Source organism: Cohnella hashimotonis (genome assembly GCF_030014955.1).
In the GTDB taxonomy this organism is placed as follows: Bacteria; Bacillota; Bacilli; order Paenibacillales; family Paenibacillaceae; genus Cohnella; species Cohnella hashimotonis.
On record NZ_JAGRPV010000001.1, the window covers coordinates 3,056,944 to 3,081,463 of the forward strand.

Consider the following 24,520-nt stretch of genomic DNA (forward strand, 5'->3'; position numbering starts at 1 on the left):
AGTGCGAAGCTATGAAGCTGCCGCAAAGCGCGGCGTCGCCGACAATGTACTTCGTCGGCGTGACGACCGGACAATCGTCCATTATGAAGCTGTTCCCGCTGTGGGCCGAGGCGCTCGGTCTCGGCGGACCGAAGATCGTCGGCATCGACATCGCCATTCATGCGGAGCCCAAGGTTTACCGGGACTGCGTACGTTTTATCAAGGAGGATCCGCTCTCCCTGGGCGCGCTCGTCACGACACATAAAATCGATCTTTTTAACGCCGCGCGCGATTTGTTCGACACGTTGGATCCGTACGCCACGACGTTCGAGGAGATCTCGTCGATCTCCAAGGCCGGCGGCCAGCTCGCCGGACACGCCAAGGACCCGATCTCGAGCGGGTTGTCGCTCGAGGCGTTCGTGCCCCCGGGTCATTGGAAAAAGACGGGCGGCCACGCACTGATCATGGGCGCTGGCGGCAGCGCGCTCGCCATCTGCAGCTATCTGACGCATCCAGATCGCGGGGATGACGTGCCGCGTACGATCGTGATCACGAACCGCAGCCCGGAGCGGCTCGAATCGGCGCGCCAACTGCTCGGCCGCATCGATACGGATGTACGGTTCGAATTCAGGCTTTGTCCGGCGCCGGCGGACAATGACGCGGTGCTGGCGGAATTGCCGGCCGGTTCGCTTGTCGTCAATGCGACGGGACTCGGCAAGGACCGCCCGGGCTCTCCGCTGACGGACGAGGCCGCGTTCCCCGAAGGCGGCCTCGTCTGGGAGCTGAATTACCGCGGCGCGCTCGACTTTATGCACCAGGCGATTCGCCAACAGGCGCAAAAACGGCTCCATGTGGAAGACGGCTGGATCTATTTTATCCATGGCTGGACGCAAGTGATCTCCGAGGTGTTCCATGTTCCGATCGAGGGCGAGACGTTCGACCGTCTGGAGAAGATCGCGATGGAGCTGCGAAACGGCAGCGAAACGAAAGGAGCCGCGCAAAAATGACGCAAACGCACGCGACCGGTCCGAAGCTCGCAAATCCGTTAAACCCGTTTACGCTCTATTTCAGCCTGAACAACGGTCTGTCCGACGCTGCGCCCTCGCTGAAGCGCCATCTGTCGAAGATGAAAGGGATGTACGCGGACGACGAGGCGTATCGCAGCTTGCTCGCGGACGGCGCGGACCCGCTCGTCTACGAATTCCACGAGCTTGGCATACCCGAATCCGACGGCAATCTGGCGTTCGGCACGAGCATCGTCTATCCGGGCAAGGTCGGCGACGAGTATTACATGACCAAGGGGCACTTTCACACGATCCTCGACACGGCCGAAGTCTACTACTGCATCGGCGGCAAAGGGATGATGCTTATGGAAAATCCGGAAGGCGACTGGGACGTGCAGGAATTCGCGCCGGGTAAGGCCGTCTACGTGCCTGGCCGGTACGCGCACCGGAGCATTAACACCGGGCATGAACCGCTCATTACGTTCTACGTTTTCCGTGCGGATGCCGGACACGACTACGGCACGATCGAGACCAAGGGCTATCGTAAAATCGTCGTCGAGCGCGACGGACAGCCTGCCGTGCTCGACAACCCGAAGTGGAAATAAGCGTGGCGTCGCGCAAAGGAGGGCTGCCGTTATGGCACCGAAGCTGAAAATCGTCGTGACGCCGCGTTCGTTCGGCAAATCGGACCCGGCTCCGATCGAGCTGCTCGCGTCGCAAGGGTACGAAGTCGTTTACAACCCGTACGGACGTATTCTCACGAAGGAAGAGATGAAGGGGCTGCTTGCGGATGCCGACGGCGTCATCGTCGGCGTCGACCCGCTGGACCGCGAGGTGCTGGCGGAAGCGCCCGGGCTCAAGATCATCTCCAAATACGGCGTCGGCACGGACAACATCGATCTGAAGTACGCTGAGGAGCGGGGAATCAAGGTCACGCTGGCGGCGGGCTCCAATACGGAAGCGGTCGCGGATTTTGCCTTCGCGCTCATGATGGCTGTCGCCAGAAGAGTGAACGTTATCGACCGGGCATGCCGCGACGGGATATGGAAGGCCGAGGCCGCGATCGATATCCATGGAAAGACGCTTGGCCTGCTCGGCCTCGGCGCGATCGGCAAGGCGGTCGCCCGCAGAGCCTCGGGGTTCGGAATGAAGGTGCTCGCCTACGATTTGTTCCGCGACGAGGCGACCGCGGCCGCGTACGGCATCGCATATCGCGATTCGATCGGCGACATCGTCCGCGAGGCGGACTTCATCAGCCTGCATCTGCCGCTCGACGACAAGACGGCGGGCATCATCGGCCGCGAGCAGTTCGAGCTGATGAAGCCGACTGCGGTGCTCGTGAATACGGCGCGCGGGGGGCTGATCGACGAGGCGGCGCTGCTTGAGGCGCTGCGGACGGGACGGATCTGGGGGGCCGGCATCGACGTATTCGAGAAGGAGCCGCCGGACAATCCGGAGCTGCTCGCGCTCGGCAACCTGATCGCGGGCTCGCACTGCGCGGCGTCCACGCAAGGGGCCGTGACCAACATGGGCATCATCGCGACGAATAATTTGATCAAGCATCTGGAGGTGTCCGTATCATGAAGCTCGGCATTCATGCCTACGCCTGGTGCTCCCAGTGGAGCAACGAGACGCTCGGCCTCATCGACCGCGTCAAAGGACTCGGTCTCGACTTCATCGAGATTCCGCTTATGACGCTGGATACGTTCGACGCAGCCGCCGTCAAGCGCCGGCTTGAGGACGCCGGTCTCGACGCCGTGACTTCCACAGTGCTGCTGAGGGGGACCGACATCACCAGCTCTGAGCCAGCCGTTCGCGCTGCCGGGATCGCGTACTTGAAGGATTGCGTGCGCGCGACGGCCGCCATCGGCAAGACCAATCTGTCGGGCGTCGTCTATTCGCAGCATGTGAAGGAGACGAACGCCAGGCCGACCGAACAGGAATGGACTTGGGCGGCGGAGGGGCTGCGCGAGGCTGCCGTCTATGCGCAGGAATACGGCGTGCAGATCGGCCTCGAGCCCGTCAACCGTTACGAGTCGAATCTGGTGAATACGTGCGGACAGGCGCTTGCGCTGAAGGAGAGGATCGGCGAGCCGAACATCAAGATTCACCTCGACACGTATCACATGAACATCGAGGAGAAGAGCTATTACGAGGCCACGAAGGCGGCGGGCTCCGATCTGATTCACTATCATATTTGCGAAAACGACCGGGGCATCCCGGGCACGGGGCTCGTCGACTGGGACGCGATCTTCCGCGCGCTCTCCGAGATCGGGTACACCGGTTACGCCGCGCTGGAGTCGTTCGTCGACGTGACGGACAATATGAACACTTGGGTGTGGCGTCAGCTTGCGCCTAGCGGCGACGCGCTCGTCGAGGAGGGCGTAAGGTTCATCCGCGGGAAAATGGCGGAATACGGCCTGGCCTAGTTTTGCAGCACACTAGCATTTTAGTATTCTAGCATTCTAGCATAGGAGCGGAGCATAATGGCGGATATGGCACATCGCTACGAGAGCGGCTTTCCGAAGATCGGCATCCGTCCGATCATCGATCGCCGCAAGCTCGTAAAGGCGGCAACCAAGGACATGACAATGGAGCTGGCGCACGAGGCCGCAAGGCTGCTGTCGGCGCAATTGCGATATCCGGACGGCACACCGGTGGAATGCGTCGTAAACGATGTATGCATCTCCGGTCTCAAGGAAGCGGCGGCGTGTGCGGACAAGTTCGCGAAGGAGAACGTCGGCGTTCTGCTGACCGTCGCCTCGGGCTGGTGCTATCCGCTCGAGACGATGGAGACGAACGCACGTATTCCGCACGCGGTATGGGGCTTTAACGGCACGGAGCGTCCCGGGGCCGTCTATATGGGCGCGCTTCACGCGGCGCACAACCAGAAAGGACTGCCGGTATTCAAGATTTACGGCCGACACATTCAGGACATCGGCGAGCGGACGATTCCGGCGGACGCGGCCGACAAGCTGCTGCGCTTCGCGCGAGCGGGTCTTGCGGCTGCACTGCTGCGCGGCAAGTCGTATTTGTCGATCGGCTCGGTGTCGATGGGCATCGCGGGCTGCATCGTCGACGACGACTTTTATCAGCGATATCTCGGAATGAAGAACGCTTACGTGGACATGACAGAGGTGAGCCGCCGCATCGAGCGAGGCATCTACGACGAGGAAGAGTTCGGCCGCGCGCTGGCTTGGGTCAAGGAGAAGTGCGTTATCGGTCCCGATCCGAATCCCGAAGCGCTGATCATATCCGATGCGCAGAAAGCGCACAACTGGGAGACGGTCGTCAAAATGGCGCTGATCGTCCGCGATCTGATGATCGGCAACCCGCGTCTGGCCGAGCGAGGCTACGAGGAAGAGGCGTTTGGGTATAACGCAATTGCTTCCGGATTCCAGGGACAGCGGGAGTGGACCGATCACCTGCCGAGCGCGGACTTCCTCGAGGCGGTGCTTAATAGCTCGTTCGATTGGAACGGCACGCGCGAACCTTATATCGTCGCAACGGAAAACGATAATTTGAACGCGGTGACGATGCTTTTCCAGCATTACCTGACGAACACCGCGCAGATCTTCGCCGACGTACGCGCGTACTGGAGTCCTGAAGCGGTAGCTCGAGTGACCGGACACCGGCTCGAAGGCCTCGCGGCCGGCGGGGTGCTGCACCTCATCAACTCGGGGCCGGCGGCGCTCGACGGCACGGGCGAGATGACGCGGGACGGAGCGCCCGCGATGAAGCCGCACTGGGAGATCTCCGAGGAGGAGGTCGACCGCTGTCTTGCGGCTACGTCCTGGCGGCCGACTTATATGGACCAGTTCGCCGGCGGCGGTCACTCGACCGATTTCCTGACGCGCGGCGGCATGCCGGTCACGATGGCGAGAGTCAATCTCGTTGAAGGCGTCGGCCCGGTGCTGCAGCTGGCCGAAGGCTATACGGTCGAGCTGCCGGAGGACGTGCACGCCGCGCTCGACGAGCGGACGACGCCGACCTGGCCGACGACCTGGTTTGCGCCGAACCTTATTGCGGGAGATCCGGTTTTTAACGATGCCTATACGGTCATGGAGCATTGGGGCTCGAATCATTGTGTCGTAAGTTTCGGCCATATCGGGGAAGACCTCGTCACGCTGGCGAGCATTCTGCGTATCCCGGTGAACATGCATAACGTCGACGCGAAGCGCTTGCTGCGCCCGAGCGCCTGGAGCGCGTTCGGCACGAAGGACCCGGAAGGTGCGGATTACCGGGCTTGCGCGGCGTTCGGTCCCTTGTATAAATAAGAGAATAAGGCGGCAGAAGCTGTCTCCAAGTCATATCTATGACACGGGGGGCAGCTTCTTGTTTTTTGGTGGGACGTGCGCCGCTTAAGAGTTAAACAAAAATCAACACTCATCCTTCATAAGCACGACGCCGCGCAGCCGATGCTGCGCCAAGATGCACAAAAATTGTGCATCTATGCAGCCAGTGCGGCGCCGCGCAGCCGATGCAACGCCAAGATGCACAAAAATTGTGCATCTATGCAGCCAGCACGGCTTCGAGCAGCCGATGCAACGCCAAGATGCACAAGAATTGTGCATCTATGCAGCCAGTGCGGCGCCGCGCAGCCGATGCAACGCCAAGATGCACAAGTATTATGCATCTATGCGGTTAATCCAGCCAGGACGACGCCTCGCGTGATGCGGCCCTACAGCTCGATTTACACAAATCCCCGATTAATGCGGTTAAATTAACACAACTCTCGACTGGCGTTGACAAAACTTTAACAACTCACTTGTATACTAATTCGGAAATGATGTATACAACAGCCTTTGGAGGGGTTTCAATCATGAGGCAAGCAACCAAGCTTTCGACCGCCATTTTATCCTTATCGATCTTGCTCGGTGCGATCGCCGCGCCTACGACAGGCTTCGCCGCTGCTGCGCAAGCGACGGCTTCGCAGTCGAAGAATAGCGGTGACTTCACGCAAGCGATCGTCGAACGGAACGGCAAGGGACAGCTCGTCATCCATTGGAAAACGAACGCGGATCTCGGACCGGCCAAAGTTTATTGGAGCACCTCGCCCGATAACATCGAGAAAAACGGCAAGCTGCTGGCCGCCACCTACACGCGCTATGGCGGCCACGTCGTCGCGGATCCGAAGCCGGGCTCGCGGATTTATTTCCTCGTGAAAGGCGGCAACGGCGCAACCATCACGGCATCCGAGCGCCACGTCGACCTGGAGGGATCGGCCAACTTCCGCGACCTGGGCGGCTATGCGACATCGGACGGCCGCACGGTCAAATGGGGCAAGTTGTTTCGCGCGGACGCGATCGGCCACCTGACTGACGCCGATCAGAATAAACTGCAAAGCATGGGGATTACGACGGACGTCGACTATCGCACGGACGCCGAAGTGAAGTCGCTGCCCGATCCGGTCATTAAGGGCGTTAACTATGTGCGTACAGATGAAGGCAACCCGGGCAGCAACACTGATTTTGGTACGATCCTCGCTTCCGGCTTGATGAAGGACAAGGAAAGCGCCGTTCAAATGATGGTGCAAGGCAACAAGTCGATGGTCGACCATCCGAAGTTTTATGTCCAGCTCATGGAGCTGCTGAACGATCCCGAGAATTTGGCGCTCGTACAGCATTGCACAGCCGGCAAGGATCGAACCGGTCTCGGATCCGCGATTATTTTGCTGACGCTCGGCGTCGACGAGAAAACGGTCATGGAAGATTATCTGCTGTCAAACGTATACAATGCAGCAAATAACCAAAAGTCGATCGAAGCGCTGAAAACACAGGTTCAGGATACGAATGTCATCGAAGCCGTCACCGCGCTAATGGGGGTGCAAAAGGAATTTCTGCAAGCGTCGCTTGACGAGATGAAGGCGAAATACGGCTCGATCGACAAGTTTATCGAAGTCGGTCTCGGCGTGACGAAGCAAGAACGCGCCAAGCTGAAGGCGATGTACACGGAATAGGGCGCTTGCAAGATCCATATTCAAACGAACGAAAAAGCGAGACGGAAGCCGTATCACGGTTCTCCGTCTCGCTTTATTTATGCGACCCTATCGCGTGATTCCGATTCCGCGACGCTAGCAGCCTTCCCGCCTCGGATCGCCACCAGAACGACGATTAGAATCGTCAACACCAGGCTTACTTCCCCTTTGCCGTAACCTAAGCCGCCGCTGTCGCGCGCTGCGGAGAACCAGTCCGCGAAGGAAGCGCCGACCGGACGTGTCATGATATAAGCGAACCAAAATGCGGCGATTTCATTTAGCCCCAACAGCTTATAGGCGACGATTGGAACGGCCAGGACGGCAGCGAACATGAGGCCCGAAGCCAAATACCCCATATGCAGGGAGGACGCGGTCATGTCGCCTGCCGCCGTGCCCAGTGCGAACGTCGTCAGCACGGTGAGCCAATAAAAAAATTCTCTGCGCCGCGTGACGATACGATGCACGGACAAGGTTTTCTCCTTGACGTACCAGATCGAAAGGATTGCCGCCAGAGCCGTCGCAAAGAAAATAGTCGATGCGACGTAAGGAATGCCGAGTCCGACGCGAACAACATCCGCGGCCATCGTTCCGAAGATGCTGACCATGACGACGACCAGCCAATACACCCAGGGCACGAACCTGCGCGCTTTGAATTGGAGCACCATCGCAGCGATAAAGATCGCGACGCTGACAGGCGCGGATATAAGCGGATTCAATCGCTCAAATAAAAAATCGGAAGCGACCTCGCCCATTCCGGTCGTCAGCAGCTTGATGATCCAGAAATAAATCGTAATTTCCGGAACTTTGGAACCTGCCGCTCGAACCGGTTCCAGGATTGCCGATATTGATTTTCCCATGCCTCTTCATCTCCTTTGCCTGTTCAAAAACCCTAACTTCGGACAGATTAGCGTCTAAATGTTAAAAATGTCTTAACTGGCGCGCTTAATAAATCGTTAATCTTTGCTTCACAGCTTGTTTAGTTGTCGGGATTAAAGTAAGGAAGGAGACGAAGGAGGGGGTTCGACAATGCTGCGGCTTTCGGTTATATTTCTATGGTTAATGCTGTTAATGACCCAAGCGGCGCGGGCATCGGCTGAAGACTATCCCTCGTTCACCGCCGAAGACTTTCGATACGATTACGCAGGAAACGGCGTTCCTACAGTCTTTCTTACAATCGTCAATACGGGCAAAGAGCCCGTGCGGCCGGTTGTAAAGGTGACCGTTAACAAGGCCTATTCAACGAGTCAAGATGCTTTTCATTATCGGAAAAGAGCGTCCCTTCGGACCAAAGGCCTTCCCGTCGTCATGCCCGGCGGCAAGGAGCCGGTCCGCTTGTCCATGGGCAAATCGCTGAAGCCGGGCGACTACGAGGCAATCGTCGAATTTCCGCAAATGGAAATGCTTATAGACAGAAGGTTCGACTTCAGCGTCGCCGAATCGGATCAACGGACGGTTAAACGGTGCTTCAACAAAAGCATTCGCCCGGATTCGGCGATTCGAAGATGACTGCGTGGATTGTCGTGCTCGCCCTTGTCGTATTCGCGGCCGACGCAATTTTTATCGCGGCATTCGGTAAAAGACGAAGGAGAAACATAAGATGAAATTTACGCTGAAGCTGAGCGCGGCTTTGCTGATCAGTATCCTATTCGCGGCGGGATTCGGGCTCATTGCATTATTGGTAGGCTTCCATCGCTTGAACGCATTCGACCGCTCGATTATTCGTTTCATGCAAGGGTTCGAGACGCCGGGGCTTTCGCAGGTCATGAAGTTTTTCACGGCAATCGGGGCTGGACTGCCGGTAACGGCGATCGCGGTGGCCATCGCTATGCTCTTGTTTTTCGTGCTGAAGCATCGGCGGGAGCTGATTCTGTTCGTATTCGCGCTCGCCGGCTCCCAGCTGCTCAACGTCGTTCTGAAGCTGGCGTTCCACCGCGAACGCCCGGATATACACCGGATTATTCAGGTGAGCGGCTACAGCTTTCCGAGCGGGCATTCGATGGGCGCGTTCAGTCTATACGGCATATCGGCATACTTGCTGTGGAAGCATGTCCCGGCCAAGTGGGGAAGATCGGTGCTGATCGCGGCGAGCGCGGCTCTCGTATTGGCCATCGGCGTGAGCCGGATTTACCTGGGCGTCCACTACCCGAGCGACGTGCTCGGCGGGTACTTGGCCAGCGCATTTTGGCTCGCCTCATCCATCTGGGTGTACCGCAAATATGACAAACGCCGGGCCAATCGGACATAACTGAAGGAAAAAGCTGACCTCAAGCGGTCGGCTTTTTTTACGTTCCAGGTCAAAAAAATACCGCTCGAAAGTCAAATCAGTCCTCTATGATTTTTAGCGACATGCTTCAATAATGAGTACAACTGCGACGGGTCTAAGGACAGACCAATATAAATGGAGAAGAAAGGTGTGAAGGAATGAAAAGATTCGTAAGTCTGGTTATGGCTATTGCGCTTAGTCTGGGGTATTTGCCCGCTTCTGCGCAACCGGCATCGGCGGCGAATGCAGGACTGGCGAACGGCGGCTTCGAAAGCGGCCTGTCCGGGTGGACGCAGGTCGTCGGCACAACGGGCGTCTCTGCAAGTACGGAGCAGAAGCTGTCCGGCAGCGGCAGTCTGAAGATCGTGGACGCCAGCGCGGGCACGACGATCGCCGTAGAGAGCGACAAGCAAGCCGCAGCCGCGGGGCACTACTACTCGGTGTCTGGCGCCGTCTATTTGGCTTCGGGCGCGACAAACGTCCAGCTTCGCTTTTACGACAATGCGAATGCGCTCGTAGGAACGCCGCCGTCTGCCTATGTATTCACGCCGCTGAATGCCTGGACGAGCTTCAACGTATCCGCCGAAGCGCCGGCAAATGCCGCCAAGTGGAGCTTGTACTTGACCACGGGGAACTCGAACATAGGAACGAGCTATTATGACGATCTTCAGGTTTCTGAAAGCGCAATCTCCCCGCTGCCGATCGAAGACAGCTTCGACGGCGATCCGACCGGATCGACGCCGGACGCCTACGCGGTCGGCGGCCTTGGGCTTGCCTCCGTTACGGATACGCCCGGGAACGGCAACAAGAGCTTGACGCTGCGAGACCAGCAAGCGTCGACCGCCGGCGTCTGGGCGATTCGGCCGATTCAGCCGCTTACAAACGGCAGGTATGAGCTGGAGACGCGGTTCTTGTACGCGCCCGACGCGACGGGAGCGGGCAATCAGCTTGCCTTTAACTTGAACGTGCTGGGAAAAAACGCGAGCGGGGCGCTGCTGCCCGGCGCGCAAATGAAAATCCTGAACAATGGCGGCGCCAAGATTATTAGCGGCGCAGGCAACGCAGACCTGCCGAACGGCAACGGCTCGCTGGCGACGAACAAATGGTACACGATTCGGATCGCGATCAATATGGACGACAAAACGTACGACGTCTATATGACCAGCGACGCGATCGACCTCGGCACTTATATTAAACCGCCGGCCGTTCGCGTCGACGACCATACCGCCGTTTTAAAGGATCGTCCCTTCGTGACGGGCGGGCTCCTGAGCCTGAATCAAATCCAGCTGGAAACGCTGGATAAGACGGGATCGGTTCACTTCGACCGATTGAATCTCGTCCGGCAGCACGGCGTGAGCGGCACGGTGCGCGATGCGGACGGCGAAGGGCTGGCCGGAGCAACCGTTAAAGTGTACGCTGCGGGCGACACCGGTTTTATTTACGCGCTCGACACGGCCACGACGGGTGCGGACGGCGCCTATACGTTCGCCAACGCGGTCAAGGACGGCACTTATACGCTCCGAGCCTCGTTGCCAGGGTATGCGACCGTCTCCCAGACGCTGACCGCGTCGGAAGCCGGGCTGACAAGCACGGACCTGGTACTCGAAGAAGCTGAAACGGCGATGCACGCGGTCGGCGGCAAGGTAGTGTCGGCAGGAACCGGTCAACCTGTCGCGGGCGCGGTGGTTCGGCTGTATGATGAGGCTCTCGTCACGCCATACGGCACCGCCACGACCGCGGCCGACGGTACATTTACGATCGATTCGCAAGTTTACGACGGCCGTTACCGGCTAAAAGCCGAACAAGCCAGCTACGTGACGACGACCTGGCCTGTCGCGGTATTCGAAGCGGACATGACGGACGAGACGATCGCGATGCCTGCGAAGGCGACCGCGGTTACCGCCGAGACGGTCGTCAAACCGCCGCAGGGCGTACACCCTCGCCTGTATGTCAGGGATGACGATATCCCTCAGCTGCAGGCCAAGCTATCCGATCCGACGATGCAAACGGTATGGAATGCCGTGCTCGCTAATAGCGGAAATGCCTCGTTTACGATCAGCAGCGGCACGACGCTGGATCTCGAAACGTATCCGCTGCCCGAGGCGAAGCAGGCGAGATATGTCCGCATCGTAGGGAAAGGAAACAACGGCGGCTCCTCGGCTCCATGGAACTCCATTACCGAAGCGAGAGTATACGGCGCCCCCCAGGGAGGCGGATACGCCAATTTGCCCGTACAGTCGACGACCTGGAGCGCCGCGCAGGACAGCGACCACGGAGGAACGAAAACGCTGGACGGGGACTTCAATACCTATTGGACGGCCGAAGGCGCGGGGCAATGGATCAAGTACGATCTGGGCACCGTACGCGAGGTGCACGCGGTCGCGCTGGCCTTCTACAAAGGCAATGTCCGCAATTCGTTCTTCGACGTAGACGTATCGACGGACGGACAAACCTGGACGCGTCTCGATCTGGAGACGGGAGACCGTCCCGAAGGCTGGTTGCCCCCGATCAAAGGAGACGCCAAGACGAACTACATCCTCGGCGTGCGCCAGGCGATCGAAGCCGCGGCGCTGCGATATCTCGTGCAAGGCGACGAGGCGCAGGGCGAACGGGCCGTGTCGATGATCAAAAACTTCCTGGGTACCGTCGACTTTACGCCGGCCGAGCAGTACCACCAAGTCGGCGATACGCTGAACGCGGCAGCCATCGTCTACGACTGGTGCTACGATCTGATGGACGATGACGAGCGGTCGTTTGTCATCGCCAAGATGAAGTCGCTGGCCGCCGATCTGGAGATGGGCTATCCGCCGCAAGCGAGTGTGCCCGCGGTCGAGAGCCACTATAGCGAAGACCAACTGCTCAAAAACCTGCTCGCGGCCGGCGTCGCCGTCTATGACGAGGACCCGAACCACGAGATTTACAACCATGCCGCCGTTCTGCTCATGAACCAGTACGTGCCCGTGCGCAACTTCTGGTACGAATCGGGTATGCATCATCAAGGCGATTCCTACGGGATGCAAGGGCGGTACGAGCCGGAGCTGTGGGCGCAGCTCATCATGCGGAAGATGGGCGCAGGCGATATTTTCTCGGAAAAGCAGGGCGACGTCCTGATGCGCGCGATCTATACGCGGCGGCCGGACGGCCAGTTGATCCGGGACGGGGATTCCTACCAAGATATTTACACGCCCGACGACAAGACCTGGAAATACGAGAAGGAGGCCATGCTCGCTTCTTACTTGTACGATAACCCTTATGTGCACGATATGTTCGAGGGCGAATACGCGCCGGGGACGATCGATCCGGTGGCGGAAATGCTGTTCGTCAAGCCGGAACTGGCGTCCAGCCCGGCGAGCGAGCTGCCGCTGACCCGATACTTCGGCTCGCCGATGGGATCGATGGTCGCGCGCACCGGCTGGGACGATCCGACCGCGGTCAACAAAAATTCCCCCTCCGTGGTCGCGGAGATGAAAATCGGCGGCTACTGGTTCGGCAACCATCAGCATCTGGATATGGGCAGCTTCCAGCTGTACTATCAAGGCTCGCTCGCGCTGGACAGCGGCATGTACGAAGGTTTGCCGGCGGCAGGAGCGAAGTCCGAATCCTATTTGAGCGCCTATGACCGCAATTACTATAAGCGCACGATCGCGCACAATTCCATGCTCGTCTACGATCCGGCGGAAACCCCCGTCTATCGCGGCCAATCGCTGGTGAACGACGGCGGTCAACGATGGGCGAACGACTCGGGCGCTTACGCAGAAGCCTGGTCGCTCGAGGATCTGGCGGGCAAGGATTACGCACGAGCCAAGGTGACCGGGCAGGCATACGGCGGGGGCTCGGATCCGCTCGCCCCTGAATACAGCTATATAAAGGGCGACCTGACGCAGGCTTATTCGGATAAGGTCAGTCAGTTCGATCGCTCGATGATGTTCCTGAACCTGAAGGACGCCGATCATCCCGCCGCGATGGTCGTCTTCGACAAGATCGTCTCGTCGAACCCGAACTTCAAGAAGACCTGGCTGCTGCATACCGAGGAGGAGCCGACCGTGGACGGCACGGTCACGACCGTGACGAGAAGCGGGAACGGGTATTCCGGCAAGCTCGTGAACGAGACGCTGCTGCCGCTCGCCGACAATGTGAACATTGCAAAGGTAGGCGGACCGGGACACGAATTCGAGACCAACGGTACGAATTATCCGCGGATTCCTTCTACGCCAGCGCATTTGAACACAATCGAAGCCGGCGCATGGCGCGTGGAAGTATCGCCTGAAGCGCACGCGGAGACCGACTACTTCCTGAACGTCATGCAGGTGATGGACGACGGGGAAACGGCGGTTCTGCCGAGCCGGCGGCTCGACGCCGATCTGATGACGGGCGTGCAGATCGCGGATCGCGCCGTCTGGTTCAGCAAGAGCGGTCGGCGCCTGAACGAATCGGTGACGTTGTCCGTGTACGGTTCGCAGGCGGACATGTCGGTGACCGTAGCCGATATGCGCGCGGGGAAATGGAAAATTTCGATGCCCGGCCAAACCGACCGTACGGGCGTCGTGAGCGAAGAGGGCGGGGTGCTGGCATTCTCGGCGCCTGCCGGAACGTACACGCTGACGCCTGTCGGCGACGAGCCGATTCCGGATTCGGGCGCAACGGGCGTACCGGGAACGCCGGTCCTGTCGAGCGATAACGGCTATGACACAGGACTGTTGGACGGCAGCTATAAGATCGCGATGAACATGTGGTACGGATTCAACGGCTCGATCTACAAATTGTACGAGAACGGCAAGTTAATCGACACCAGGACGCTTGACGTCTTTTCGCCGTCGGCTCAACTGGCCGAAACGGCGATTACCGGCAAAGCGAACGGTTCGTATATTTATACGTGCGAGCTGACCAACGCCTACGGTACAACCCCATGTTCGCCGCTAAGCGTCACGGTTAAAGATGCCGCGCCGGGCAAGCCGGCGCTGTCTAACGACAACTGGGACGGGAATGGCGACTTTAAGGTGACGATGAACCTGTGGTGGGGGACGAACGCCACGACATACAAGCTTTACGAGAACGGCGTTCTTATCGATACCCGGACCCTTTCGGCCCGCACGCCAAACGCGCAAACGACTGCGACAAGCATTACGGGACGTGCGAAGGGGACGTACGAATATCGCGTCGAACTCGGTAATGACGCAGGTACTTCGGAAAGCGAAGTCATGAAAGTAACCGTTCGCTAACGGGAAACGGCGGGTCGATTTCGAGAATCTCGGAATCGGCCCGCCGTTCATGCGATACGGATTAAAATGCCGTAACGACCGTCGAAGGTCAAAAAAGTACCGACGATATGTCAAATCGCTCGTCTATGAATGCGAGAAGCCATGCCGGATAATGAACGTAGGCAAGCGCAAGATTAAACCGTCGGAAGGTGATGCATTTGAAAAAGTCATTGCTCGTCGTATTATCGGGGGCGACCTTGCTGGCTACGGCCTGCTCGAACAATGGAAAAGAGACAAACGGGGCGGCCTCGAGCCAGCCCGCGACCGGCGCGAGCACGGCGTCGGCATCGGCGACCGCGTCCGAAGCGGCCAAGCCGGAGAAAATCAGCTTGCGCTTCATGGTGCCGGTCGGCACGGAATTCGCCAACGCTACGCTTCCTTCGGCGGACAAAGACTTCGTCAAGCAGGCGATCGAAGAAAAGTTCAACGTGGATCTGAAGCTCGACTACATGGTCGGCGGCGAAGATTACAAGAGCAAGATGAACGTCCAACTGGCCGGAGGCGATATTCCCGACGTGTTCATCGCGGACGGCGCCGCGTCCCAGAAGTACGCGACCGACGGCCTTCTGGCCGACCTGACGCCATACCTGAACAAGGAAAAGATGCCGAACTACTACAGCTGGGTCAAACAGGAGGAGCTCGATTCGTACCAACTGGTAGGCGGCGGCTTCAACCGCGGCATCCTGCCTTTCATGCGCAACCAGTATCCCGCTTGGTACGTGCGCAAGGATTGGCTCGACAAGCTCAAGCTCGAGATGCCGAAGTCGTACGACGAGATGCTCGAGGTCATGCGAAAATTCACCAACGAGGATCCGGACGGCAACGGAAAAAAGGATACGTACGGCTTCTCGACGTCGGGCAACGGCACAAGCGTGCCGCTCGAGTTTCCGCAATGGCTGGCAAACGGCTTCGTGGCCGACTTCCAAATCGCGAACGACGCATTCGTGGACAACCGGACGGACCTGGGCGTGCAGAAGGTCATTCAAGGCATCATCGATATGACGAACGAAGGCATCGTCGATCCGGACTGGTTCCTCAGCAAATACCCGGGACATCTGGACAAAGCCGCGCAAAATAAGATCGGCATCATCTTTAGCGGCGAAAAGAACGCGGCGCTCGAAGGCGATGCGAACAGCTTGCAATCCCGCACGAAAGCGATCGATCCGAACGCGGACTGGCAGCCGTTCAATCCGTTCCCGGACCTGCCGGCGATCTGGAAAAACGGCGTGCCGGAAACCTCGGTCATGGTCGGCAAAGCGGTCGCCGAGAAAAATCCGGAGAAAGTCGCGCGCGCCTTCGAAGTGCTGAACTGGCTGGCCGGCGAAGAAGGATTCCTGCTGACTCACTACGGTCAGGAAGGCAAGCATTATACGAAAGAAGGCAATAAAATCACGCTCATTCCCGAAGCGTACAACGCGGACATCGCGAACGCAGGCAACTGGCTAGGCATTTACCGCTTCTTCACGCCGGAGGAACCTGCCGTACTCGGCCTCGAGGTAAGCGATCCGCGCATCTCGCCGCGCGACCAGGCGATCTTGAAGACGGTCGCTTCGTATCCGAAGCACGACGCGCTCCCGCCGGTCTCGCTGCTGCCGCCGGAAGGCACCAACATCGGCGACTTCCGCAAAGAAATGCACCGCCTGCACGTCAAGATGATCTTCGAGGACAAGAGCGCCGCCAAGTGGCCCAAGTACCGCGAAGAGCTGATGACGAAGTATACCGGCAGAACGATTTTCCAGGGCTATACCGACCAGATCAACGCCGTGCTGAAGGACAAAAAGCTGAACGCATTCAAGTAAGGCAAAAGCTAGCCCGTTAGAAGCGCGATATCCGGCAAGGCGAAGAAACGGAAGGCAGCCCCTGACGGGGTCGGGGCTGCCTTCTTCCTTTCCCGCAACTCCAGCACAAAGGGGCAATGGCAATGAACCAAACCCTAGCGCAAACGAAGCAACCGACGGCCCCCTTGAAAAGCGCCGCCAGGCGCAAGTCGTTCGCAAGCTTGTATCGCGGCAGATGGATGATTCTCATGATGATTCCCGGTTTGCTCTATTATTTATTGTTTCACTATTTGCCCATGGCGGGCATTCTGATCGCCTTTCAGGATTACAACCTGATGAAAGGCATATGGAAGAGCCCTTGGGTCGGATTCGAACATTTTAGGACCATGTTCCAATCGCCCGATTTTCCCCAAATCATGAAAAATACGCTGCTCATCAGCATCTATCGCATGATCTTCAACATGATCCCCGATATGCTGCTGGCGCTGCTGCTGAACGAGATTCGTTCCAAGTGGTTTAAAAAGGTCGTGCAGTCGATCACGTACGGACCGCACTTCCTGTCCTGGATTATCGTGTACGGCATCGTCTTTTCCTTTTTCGCGCCCGGCGCCGGCCTGGTCACGACGCTGTTTCGCGAATGGGGATGGGGCGAACTGAACCTGCTGACCGATCCGGATTATTTCCGTCCGCTGCTCGTCGTCTCCGATCTGTGGAAAAACGTAGGCTTCGGGGCGATTATTTATTTGGCCGCGCTCGGTTCGATCAATCCGGAGCTGTACGAGGCGGCGGCGGTGGACGGCGCGGGCAGATGGCGGAAAATGTGGAATATCACGCTGCCGGGCATCCGATCGGTATTCGTGCTGCTGCTGATTTTGCGGATGGGCAGCATTCTGGACGCCGGCTTCGATCAAGTATATATCTTCCTGAATGCCAGGGTATTCGGCGTCGGAGATATCATCGACACCTGGGTATTCCGTCAGGGGCTCGAGCAGCTGAACTTCAGCATTGCCGCCGCCACCGGCGTGTTCAAATCCTTGATCGGCCTGATCTTTATTCTGGGCGCGAATAAAATAGCCAAAAAAGTCGGAGGTTCGGGCATATGGTAACGAAAACGGACCGTATCGTCGACGGCGCGCTCTACGTCTTCCTTGGATTGTTTGCCTTGTCGACGCTGTTCCCGCTGTACTTCGTGGTCGTCATGTCCATCACGCCGTATACCGAGGTGCTTCGCAACGGCGGCTTCGTCATCTGGCCGAGCGCCGTGACGTTGGAGGCCTACGAACAGATTCTCGCGAGCGCCCGGATTCCCGATGCGCTTCGGATTACCTTAATCGTCACGATCGTCGCCACCGCGATCAATCTGATCGTGACGACGCTGCTTGCCTACCCGTTGTCGAAGAAATCGACGCCGGGGCGCAACGGGATTTTGCTCGCGATCATATTCACCATGCTGTTCAACGGGGGACTGATCCCGACCTACATGGTTATACGCGAGCTTGGGCTCTACAACACCATCTGGGCGATGATCATCCCCGGCACGGTATCCACGTTTAACTTCCTGATCATGAAAACGTACTTCGAAGGGCTGCCGCAGGAGATCGAAGAGGCGGCGCGGATCGACGGCTGCGGCGAGATCGCGACGCTCTGGCGCATCGTGCTGCCGCTGTCGGCGCCGATCCTGGCCACCATCGGACTCTTCTACGGCGTCGGCCACTGGAACGAATATTTTAAAGGCATCATGTACGTCTCGGATAAGGATCTGGCGCCGATCCAGGTGGTTCTGCGCAACATGATTCAGACGCCGAGCGTAAGTCAGGAGCTGTCGCTGAATGCCTCCAAGGTGGCGCAGCTGCCGCCGGAGACGATCAAGATGGCTACGGTGACGGTTGCGATTATGCCGATCGTGCTCGTGTATCCTTTCTTGCAGAAGTACTTCACCAAAGGGGTCATGATCGGCGCGATCAAAGGATAGGTCCAACAAGGGGCTCGGCATCCGGGATTTTTCCGGATCGCCGAAGCCCCTGGGCTATTATATGGTAATATATTTTCATCCATTTGTTCCCTTCAGGCCGGAGGTGCGCCAGCCGAATATGATCCCCATCTTACCGAGACTTGCGAACGCTTTCCGCAGCTCCGTGCAGCTGCGGCTCACCAGCTATTTTCTAATCATTCTCCTGCCGCTGGTCGCGGTCAGCATATTCGCCAGTCTGCGCTCCGAGCGGATCCTGGAGCGCAAGGTCAACGAGCAGACGGTCGTGGCGCTGTCCTCCGCGATGGAAGCCATCGACTTGACGATGGACAATCTCGAGAATATGTCGATGGCGCTCGCCACGGATACGAACCTGATCGAGCTGCTGAACCTGACGGACCCGCAGCTGACCGGCGAGATGAACCTGGATTTTCAGAAGGTGCTCGTACAGCTGTCCAACATGAAGTCGGCAAACAGTTATCTCACTCAATTATCGATCTATCATGCGTATTCGCACACCGTCCTGTCCTCGAAATTCGGCGGCAGGAGAGTGGACGAGCTCCCCGGGCAGGCTTGGTATGCCGAATTGATGCAGTCGCGCGGCAAAAGCCGTCTCCTCGTGCCGAAGCCGGACGAGTTCAACTCTTATCAGAAGCTGGACCAGACCTTTCAGCCGGGCTACGTCAGCTTGCTTCGTATGATGGATCCGTTCAAGCCGGGGGATCGCAAAAGCGTGCTGATGATCACCCTGGACGCCGCGCATCTGCGCAAGCATCTCGATACGCTCGTCGACGGGACGGACGAAAGCGTCTATCTGACGACGGCCGACGACCGGCTGATCGTGGGGGCGGGCTCGGCGGGCAAGACGTTGCCGGTCTGGGATGCGGACGGCGACATCGTGACCGTTAAGCCGTCGGCCAAAAGCGGAAAAAGCGAAATGCTCGTACGGTACCGGTCCCCGTCGTCCGGCTGGACCGTCGTCCTCGTCAAGCCGGCTTCGTCTATGTATGCCGAGACCGATCAGCTTCGGACGTTCATGTACGCGATCATCGGCATCAGCGTGCTGCTCACGATCGTCATCTCCTGGATCGTCTATCGCGGCATCGCATCGCCGCTCGGATCGCTGGCATACGGGATGAAGCAGGTGCGGATGGGGCGCCTCGACACGAATCTTCCGAACAAGCGGGAGGACGAGTTCGGCTACCTGATGAGCGCCTTCAACGATATGGCGCTCGAGCAGAAAAACCTGATCGAAAACATCTACGAGCAGCAGCTGCTTCGGCTGAAGGCAGAGCTGCGCGTTCTGCAGTCGCAGATCAATCCGCATTTCCTGTACAATACGCTGGACTCGATCTACAGTATGGCCGAAAATTACGAAGCCGAAGAAATCTCGGAGATGGCGCTTAATCTTTCGAAGTTTTTCCGGCTGAGCCTGAGCAAAGGACAGGACGAATTCACGGTCGAAGAGACGATCGAGCATCTGCGCTATTACTTGCGCGTGCAGGAGCTGCGGTTCATCGACAAGCTGTCCGTCGACATCCGGATCGACGAGGCATGCAAGCCGCATCCCGTCCTGAAGCTGCTGCTGCAGCCGATCGTCGAGAATGCGATCCTGCACGGGCTGGAGCAGAAAAAGAAGGACGGCGTCGTGCGGATCGACGGCCGGCTGGAGGCGGGAAGGCTCCGTCTCGCGGTGTCGGACAATGGAAAAGGGATTCCCCCGGACAGACTGCGCTATATCAGAGACGAGCTTGATCGCCTGTACGCGCATGCGGGGCAGGCCTGGGATCAGGAGCTGAAACGGAAGGACCTGTACGGCCTATGGAACGTAAAAGCGAGACTCAAGCTGTACTACGGCGATTCGGCCGAATTGACCGTCGACAGCATCGAAAACGAGGGAACCACCGTCGCGCTGTGGATCCCGATCGGAGGCGCCCATGAATCTGATGATCGTGGAAGACGAGCTTCGGCTTCTTAACAACATTGCCCGCAACATTCCTTGGGAGGAGCATGAGATCGAGGTGGTCGCGACGGCGGACAACGGCGTCGACGCGATTAAGCTGTTCGATCAGGCGAAGCCGAACATCGTGCTGCTGGACATCCAGATGCCCGACTTGGACGGTCTGTCCGTCGCACGGCACATCGTGGAGGCGGATCCGCTGGCGAAGATCATCTTCCTCAGCGGACATGACGACTTCAAGTACGCCCAGACCGCGATCGAGCTTCAAGTCGTCAAGTACCTGCTCAAGCCCGCCGGCAACGAAGAAGTGCTGCAGGCGGTGCTGGAGGCGCGCGAGAAGATTCGGGAGGACCTGGACGCCAAATATAATAACGAGCTCGTGCGCAAAAGATGGGCGGAGCATCTGCCGAGGTTGCAGGATCTGTTTTTTCAGAATTGGCTGTCGGGGAAATATGCCGAATGGGAGATCGAGCAGCGCAGCCGCGAGCTGATGATCGACTTGCCAACCGGTGCGGGCTGGGCCGTGTCCGTAGTGGATCCTGATCCGCTCACCGCGCCGAATCCCCGTTTTTCGCCAGAGGATATGACGCTGCTCCAAATATCGATGCTCGGCATCGCCAAGGAATTCCTGGCGAACGTACCCTGCCATATTTTTTCCGACGACGAAGGCGCGACCGTCATCGTATTCCGAGACGCGCCGGGCGAACGGGAGAAGCGGCGGTCCGCAGGCGACTTCACGGCGGACGTTCATCAGAATACGACGAGGCTGCTGTCCGTCTTCAAAGCGTATATGAAAACTTCCGCCAGCGCCGGCATCGGCCGCGTCGCGGACAAAAGGTCGAACGTCAGCCGCTCCTACTTGGAAGCCTGCCAAGCGCTTACGGAGCGCGTCGTGCACGGACACGATATCGTCGTGCCGTACCGCGACGAGCCCGCGCCGTCCCATGCGGTCGCCGCGGACGTCCAGCTGGAGAAGGTGCTCGCGCATGCGCTGGAGTCCGGCCAGCGGGAGACGGCGACCGCCTTGATCGACGAGTGGCTCGAGACGCATGTCGAACGCGCGAACACGAGCGAGGCGGTGTACGAAAACGTACTGCTGCTCGCCTCGCTTATCGTGCGCGTCGTCCATTTTCAAGGCTGGCCCCTGCAGGAGGCGATGGGGCGTCACTTGGCTTTTTTCCAGCAGCTGCGCGCCTTGTCGACCAAGGAGCAGACCCGCCATTGGCTCTACGGCACCGTCGACCATATATGCGCCTACGTCAACGAAAGGAAAAGCAAAAGCCGCCACGAGCTGATCGAGAAGATGATCGGCATGGTCGAAGCCGATATCGGCCAGGACATCGGACTGCACGAGGTCGCCGGCAAGCTGTACATCAACGCTTCGTACTTGTCCCGCTTGTTTAAGCAGCAAATGGGACAATCGTTCACCGCCTACGTCGTGGAGCGCAAAATGAAGCTGGCGATGCAATGGCTGTCGGACGGCATGAAAGTATCGGATACGGCTAACATGCTGGGCTATCGGGACTTCAGTTATTTTGCCAAGGTGTTCCGCAAAACGTGGGGCGTGACGCCCGCCGAAGTGAAGAACAAAAAGGCGATGCCGTAATTCCTGATAAAAATTATTTTGAGAGAAGCGTCGGCGAACGGCAGGAATTAGGCCTGTTCCAGATAATGCAAAGCAGCGGAAGCGAGCATCGCGGCCCCGACCGGAAGGGCACGCTCGTCCAAGTCGAACAGCGGATGGTGCAGCGGATAAGACGTCCGCTCCGTACCATCGCCGACGCCGAGCCAGAAAAGGGCGGAGGGCACCTCCCGCGCGACGAAGGCGAAGTCTTCTCCGCCCATCGTCGGCCGTTCGTCGAACCATCTGCCGATACCGAGCGTCCGGTCGGCCGTATGCCTGACGAGATCCGTCATGCCTTCGTCGTTGATGACCATCGGGTAGCTGAACTTGTAATCGAATTCGTAGGAGGCGCCGAAAGATTCGGTGACGCCCCGAACGATCCGTTCGATTCGGGCAGGCATCTGTTCTTGAAGGGCAGGGTTTAAGGTGCGGACCGTTCCGATTAATTCAACCTCCGGGGCGATGACGTTGGAGGCGAACCCCCCTTGGATCTGTCCGATCGTCACGACCACCGAATCCAGCGGGTCCGTCTGGCGGCTCGCGATCGACTGCAGCGCAGTGATCGCCTGCGCGGCGATCGGGATGGCGTCGATCGTCTGGTGCGGCGCCGCGGCATGTCCGCCGCGGCCGATGATCCGGATGCGGATGCGATCCGCCGCAGCGTAAAACGTGCCCGAGCCGACGCCGATCCTGCCGGTGTCTATCGTCGGCTTCACATGCAGGGCAAAGGCGGCATCTACGCGCGGTTCGTCGAGGACGCCGTCGTCGATCATGGCTTTGGCGCCGGCCAGTCCTTCCTCCGCAGGCTGAAACATGAATTTGATATGGCCCTTGCGCGGCGCGTCGCATGTGGCGAGCAGCTGCGCCGCGGTCATCAGCATGGCCGTATGGCCGTCATGGCCGCACAAGTGGGCTTTCCCTTTCACGGTAGAAGCATAATCCGCCGTCTTGCCGTCCGGAATCGGCAGGGCATCCATATCGGCTCTGAGCAGAACCGTCGGGCCGGGTTCCGTCCCCCGCAGCAGGCCGACGACGCCGGTCCTGCCGACGCCCGTACGTACCTCGAGGCCCAACCGCGTCAAATGATCCGCCACGATGCCTGCCGTTCTCGTTTCTTCATAACCCAGCTCGGGGTTCCGGTGAAAGTCGCGTCGCCAAGCGGACAACTGCGCACGCATGTCCTGGGCGGCTTGGTAGAAGGGATGCCGTTCGGTCACGTCTTGATCCTCTCCTTGTCACAATCGCGTAAAGTTTTTGGGAATTGTCAGTTAGCGCCATATCGAGCATAGTCGATCCTGGCTTAGAAATAGCCGGGTCTACCTTGCATTTTATAGGGGATTATTATGTTTATGTTTACACCCCGTTAAAGAACGCTTCATTCGCCGATTAGGATCGAGCCTTATATTGGAGGTAAGAGCCTGCGCTTCGCGCTGCCGCGCAAAGCGTATCGAGGGGGAACGGCGATGGAGGAACGGGCATGGAAGATCCTGATCGTGTATGCCAGGTTCGGGGACGGTCACTACCAGGTGTCGAAGGCGCTCGAGCAGCAATTCGCCGCGCATCCGGAGGCGAGGTTCGAGGTGCATCTCGTCGATTTGTTCGCGGAAGCGCATCCCGCGATGGACGCGATCGTCCGCTGCGCGTACGCGAAAAGCATAACCTGGTTCCCTAAAACTTACGGCTGGAGCTACCGGGTCACCAACGGCATGAAGCACGACCGCCCGCTCGGCAGATGGCTGCATGCCTTCGGCCGAAGCAAGATGGCTGCGCTCCTGCGAACGATCGAGCCCGACGCGGTCATCCATACGTTCCCGTTCCTCGCGACATATTCGGCCATGGCTAACGCCGGCATTGCGATCCCGACCTACACCGTCATTACGGATTACGAACTCCATACTCGCTGGATCCATCCGCATACGGACGGCTACTTCGTGGCGACGGAGGAATTGAAGTCGCAAATCGCGGGCATGGGCATACGCGAGGATCGCATCCATGTCACGGGCATTCCGATCCGCAGGCAGTTCCGGGACGAGCGCCGGCCGAGGCTGGAAATTTGTCGCGAAAAGGGATTGGATCCCGACCAAGCGTACGTCCTCGTCATGATCGGCGCGCTGTCGGAACCCGAACGGCTGGTCGATTCGCTGCTGACGCCGGAGCTGTCCGCCACGCTGCTGCTCGTCGCGGGCCGCAACGCCAAGCTCTGCCGCAAGCTCGCGAAGCGCTTCGAAAGCCGAACCCAGGTGCAGGTGATCGGCTATGCGGAAAACATCGAGGCGTATATGACCGTCGCGTCCTGCATCGTGACGAAGGCGGGAGCGGTCACCCTGACCGAAGCGATCTCGATGGGCGTGCCCGTCGTCGTGTACAAACCGATGCCGGGACAAGAGCAAGGCAATGCGGCATACTGGAGTCGCAGGCGCGCGCTGCGCATGGCCACGGACGCGGCATCTCTGCGCGAGGCCGTGACTCTCGCGATCCGAAGATGCGAAAAAGCGCCTGCTCGGGCAATCGGTCACGCGGATGCTTCGCGCGTCATCGTAGCCGAAGTGCTCCGCGGCGGAGCGGGACGGATGGCACGCCGGTTCGCGGAAAAGTCGTTTCCAGCCGGCCGAATCGTACCCGACATTCGCGAAGCCGGAGAAGCGCTCGGCGGATTTTTTGAAATCGATCCACCATTCGACACGCGCATTTGATAAGATTCTTGATAG

At 58.8% G+C, this 24,520-nt stretch carries 17 protein-coding genes; 15 read left to right on the forward strand and 2 right to left on the reverse strand.

Features of this window, described 5'->3' with window-relative positions:
* Positions 1-11: 11 nt before the first annotated feature.
* From KB449_RS12310 to KB449_RS12335, 6 genes are all read left to right on the forward strand, one after another.
* Positions 12-986, forward strand: coding sequence for a shikimate dehydrogenase family protein (locus KB449_RS12310; RefSeq protein WP_282908657.1), 975 nt, complete (start codon positions 12-14; stop codon positions 984-986).
* Positions 983-1,588 carry a glucose-6-phosphate isomerase gene (locus KB449_RS12315; RefSeq protein WP_282908658.1) on the forward strand — a complete coding sequence of 202 codons (606 nt, stop codon included), beginning with the start codon at positions 983-985 and terminating at the stop codon, positions 1,586-1,588. The genes KB449_RS12310 and KB449_RS12315 overlap by 4 nt, the downstream gene beginning before the upstream one ends.
* 31 nt (positions 1,589-1,619) lie before the next feature.
* On the forward strand, positions 1,620-2,567 hold the full coding sequence (locus KB449_RS12320) for a phosphoglycerate dehydrogenase (protein ID WP_282908659.1): 948 nt from the start codon (positions 1,620-1,622) through the stop codon (positions 2,565-2,567).
* Positions 2,564-3,412, forward strand: coding sequence for a sugar phosphate isomerase/epimerase family protein (locus tag KB449_RS12325; RefSeq protein WP_282908660.1), 849 nt, complete (start codon positions 2,564-2,566; stop codon positions 3,410-3,412). The genes KB449_RS12320 and KB449_RS12325 overlap by 4 nt, the downstream gene beginning before the upstream one ends.
* Before the next feature lie 57 nt (positions 3,413-3,469).
* On the forward strand, positions 3,470-5,260 hold the full coding sequence (locus KB449_RS12330; protein ID WP_282908661.1) for an L-fucose isomerase: 1,791 nt from the start codon (positions 3,470-3,472) through the stop codon (positions 5,258-5,260).
* A 545-nt stretch (positions 5,261-5,805) separates the two neighbouring features.
* On the forward strand, positions 5,806-6,942 hold the full coding sequence (locus tag KB449_RS12335) for a tyrosine-protein phosphatase (RefSeq protein ID WP_282908662.1): 1,137 nt from the start codon (positions 5,806-5,808) through the stop codon (positions 6,940-6,942).
* 77 nt (positions 6,943-7,019) lie between these two features.
* Here the strand turns inward: KB449_RS12335 and KB449_RS12340 are convergent, their stop codons facing one another.
* Positions 7,020-7,817 (reverse strand): COG4705 family protein, encoded by a 798-nt coding sequence (locus tag KB449_RS12340; protein ID WP_282908663.1) that lies wholly within the window; start codon positions 7,815-7,817, stop codon positions 7,020-7,022.
* A gap of 169 nt (positions 7,818-7,986) precedes the next feature.
* Between KB449_RS12340 and KB449_RS12345 the strand changes: the two genes are divergently transcribed.
* From KB449_RS12345 to KB449_RS12380, 8 genes are all read left to right on the forward strand, one after another.
* The gene (locus KB449_RS12345; RefSeq protein ID WP_282908664.1) at positions 7,987-8,466 is read left to right on the forward strand and encodes a hypothetical protein; all 480 of its coding nucleotides are present in this window, start codon (positions 7,987-7,989) and stop codon (positions 8,464-8,466) included.
* 91 nt (positions 8,467-8,557) lie between these two features.
* Positions 8,558-9,205, forward strand: coding sequence for a phosphatase PAP2 family protein (locus KB449_RS12350; RefSeq protein WP_282908665.1), 648 nt, complete (start codon positions 8,558-8,560; stop codon positions 9,203-9,205).
* Between the two features lie 176 nt (positions 9,206-9,381).
* A complete protein-coding gene (hepB, locus tag KB449_RS12355; RefSeq protein ID WP_282908666.1) occupies positions 9,382-14,442 on the forward strand; it encodes a heparin/heparin-sulfate lyase HepB in 5,061 nt (1,686 codons plus the stop codon).
* 197 nt (positions 14,443-14,639) lie between these two features.
* Positions 14,640-16,280, forward strand: a complete 1,641-nt coding sequence (locus KB449_RS12360) for an extracellular solute-binding protein (protein WP_282908667.1) — start codon at positions 14,640-14,642, stop codon at positions 16,278-16,280.
* A 122-nt stretch (positions 16,281-16,402) separates the two neighbouring features.
* Complete coding sequence (locus tag KB449_RS12365) at positions 16,403-17,365, forward strand: ABC transporter permease (RefSeq protein WP_282908668.1); 963 nt, start codon at positions 16,403-16,405, stop codon at positions 17,363-17,365.
* Entirely contained in the window at positions 17,359-18,231 is an 873-nt protein-coding gene (locus KB449_RS12370; protein ID WP_282908669.1) for a carbohydrate ABC transporter permease, read from the forward strand. The genes KB449_RS12365 and KB449_RS12370 overlap by 7 nt, the downstream gene beginning before the upstream one ends.
* A gap of 118 nt (positions 18,232-18,349) precedes the next feature.
* Positions 18,350-20,206, forward strand: a complete 1,857-nt coding sequence (locus KB449_RS12375) for a cache domain-containing sensor histidine kinase (RefSeq protein ID WP_282908670.1) — start codon at positions 18,350-18,352, stop codon at positions 20,204-20,206.
* Complete coding sequence (locus tag KB449_RS12380) at positions 20,166-21,794, forward strand: response regulator (protein WP_282908671.1); 1,629 nt, start codon at positions 20,166-20,168, stop codon at positions 21,792-21,794. The genes KB449_RS12375 and KB449_RS12380 overlap by 41 nt, the downstream gene beginning before the upstream one ends.
* Before the next feature lie 47 nt (positions 21,795-21,841).
* Here KB449_RS12380 and KB449_RS12385 read toward each other — a convergent pair whose 3' ends face one another.
* A complete protein-coding gene (locus KB449_RS12385; RefSeq protein ID WP_350356220.1) occupies positions 21,842-23,029 on the reverse strand; it encodes a M20 metallopeptidase family protein in 1,188 nt (395 codons plus the stop codon).
* Positions 23,030-23,275: 246 nt separating this feature from the next.
* Here KB449_RS12385 and KB449_RS12390 point away from each other — a divergent pair, with 246 nt between their 5' ends.
* Positions 23,276-24,505, forward strand: a complete 1,230-nt coding sequence (locus KB449_RS12390) for an MGDG synthase family glycosyltransferase (RefSeq protein ID WP_282908672.1) — start codon at positions 23,276-23,278, stop codon at positions 24,503-24,505.
* The last annotated feature ends 15 nt before the right edge of the window (positions 24,506-24,520 follow it).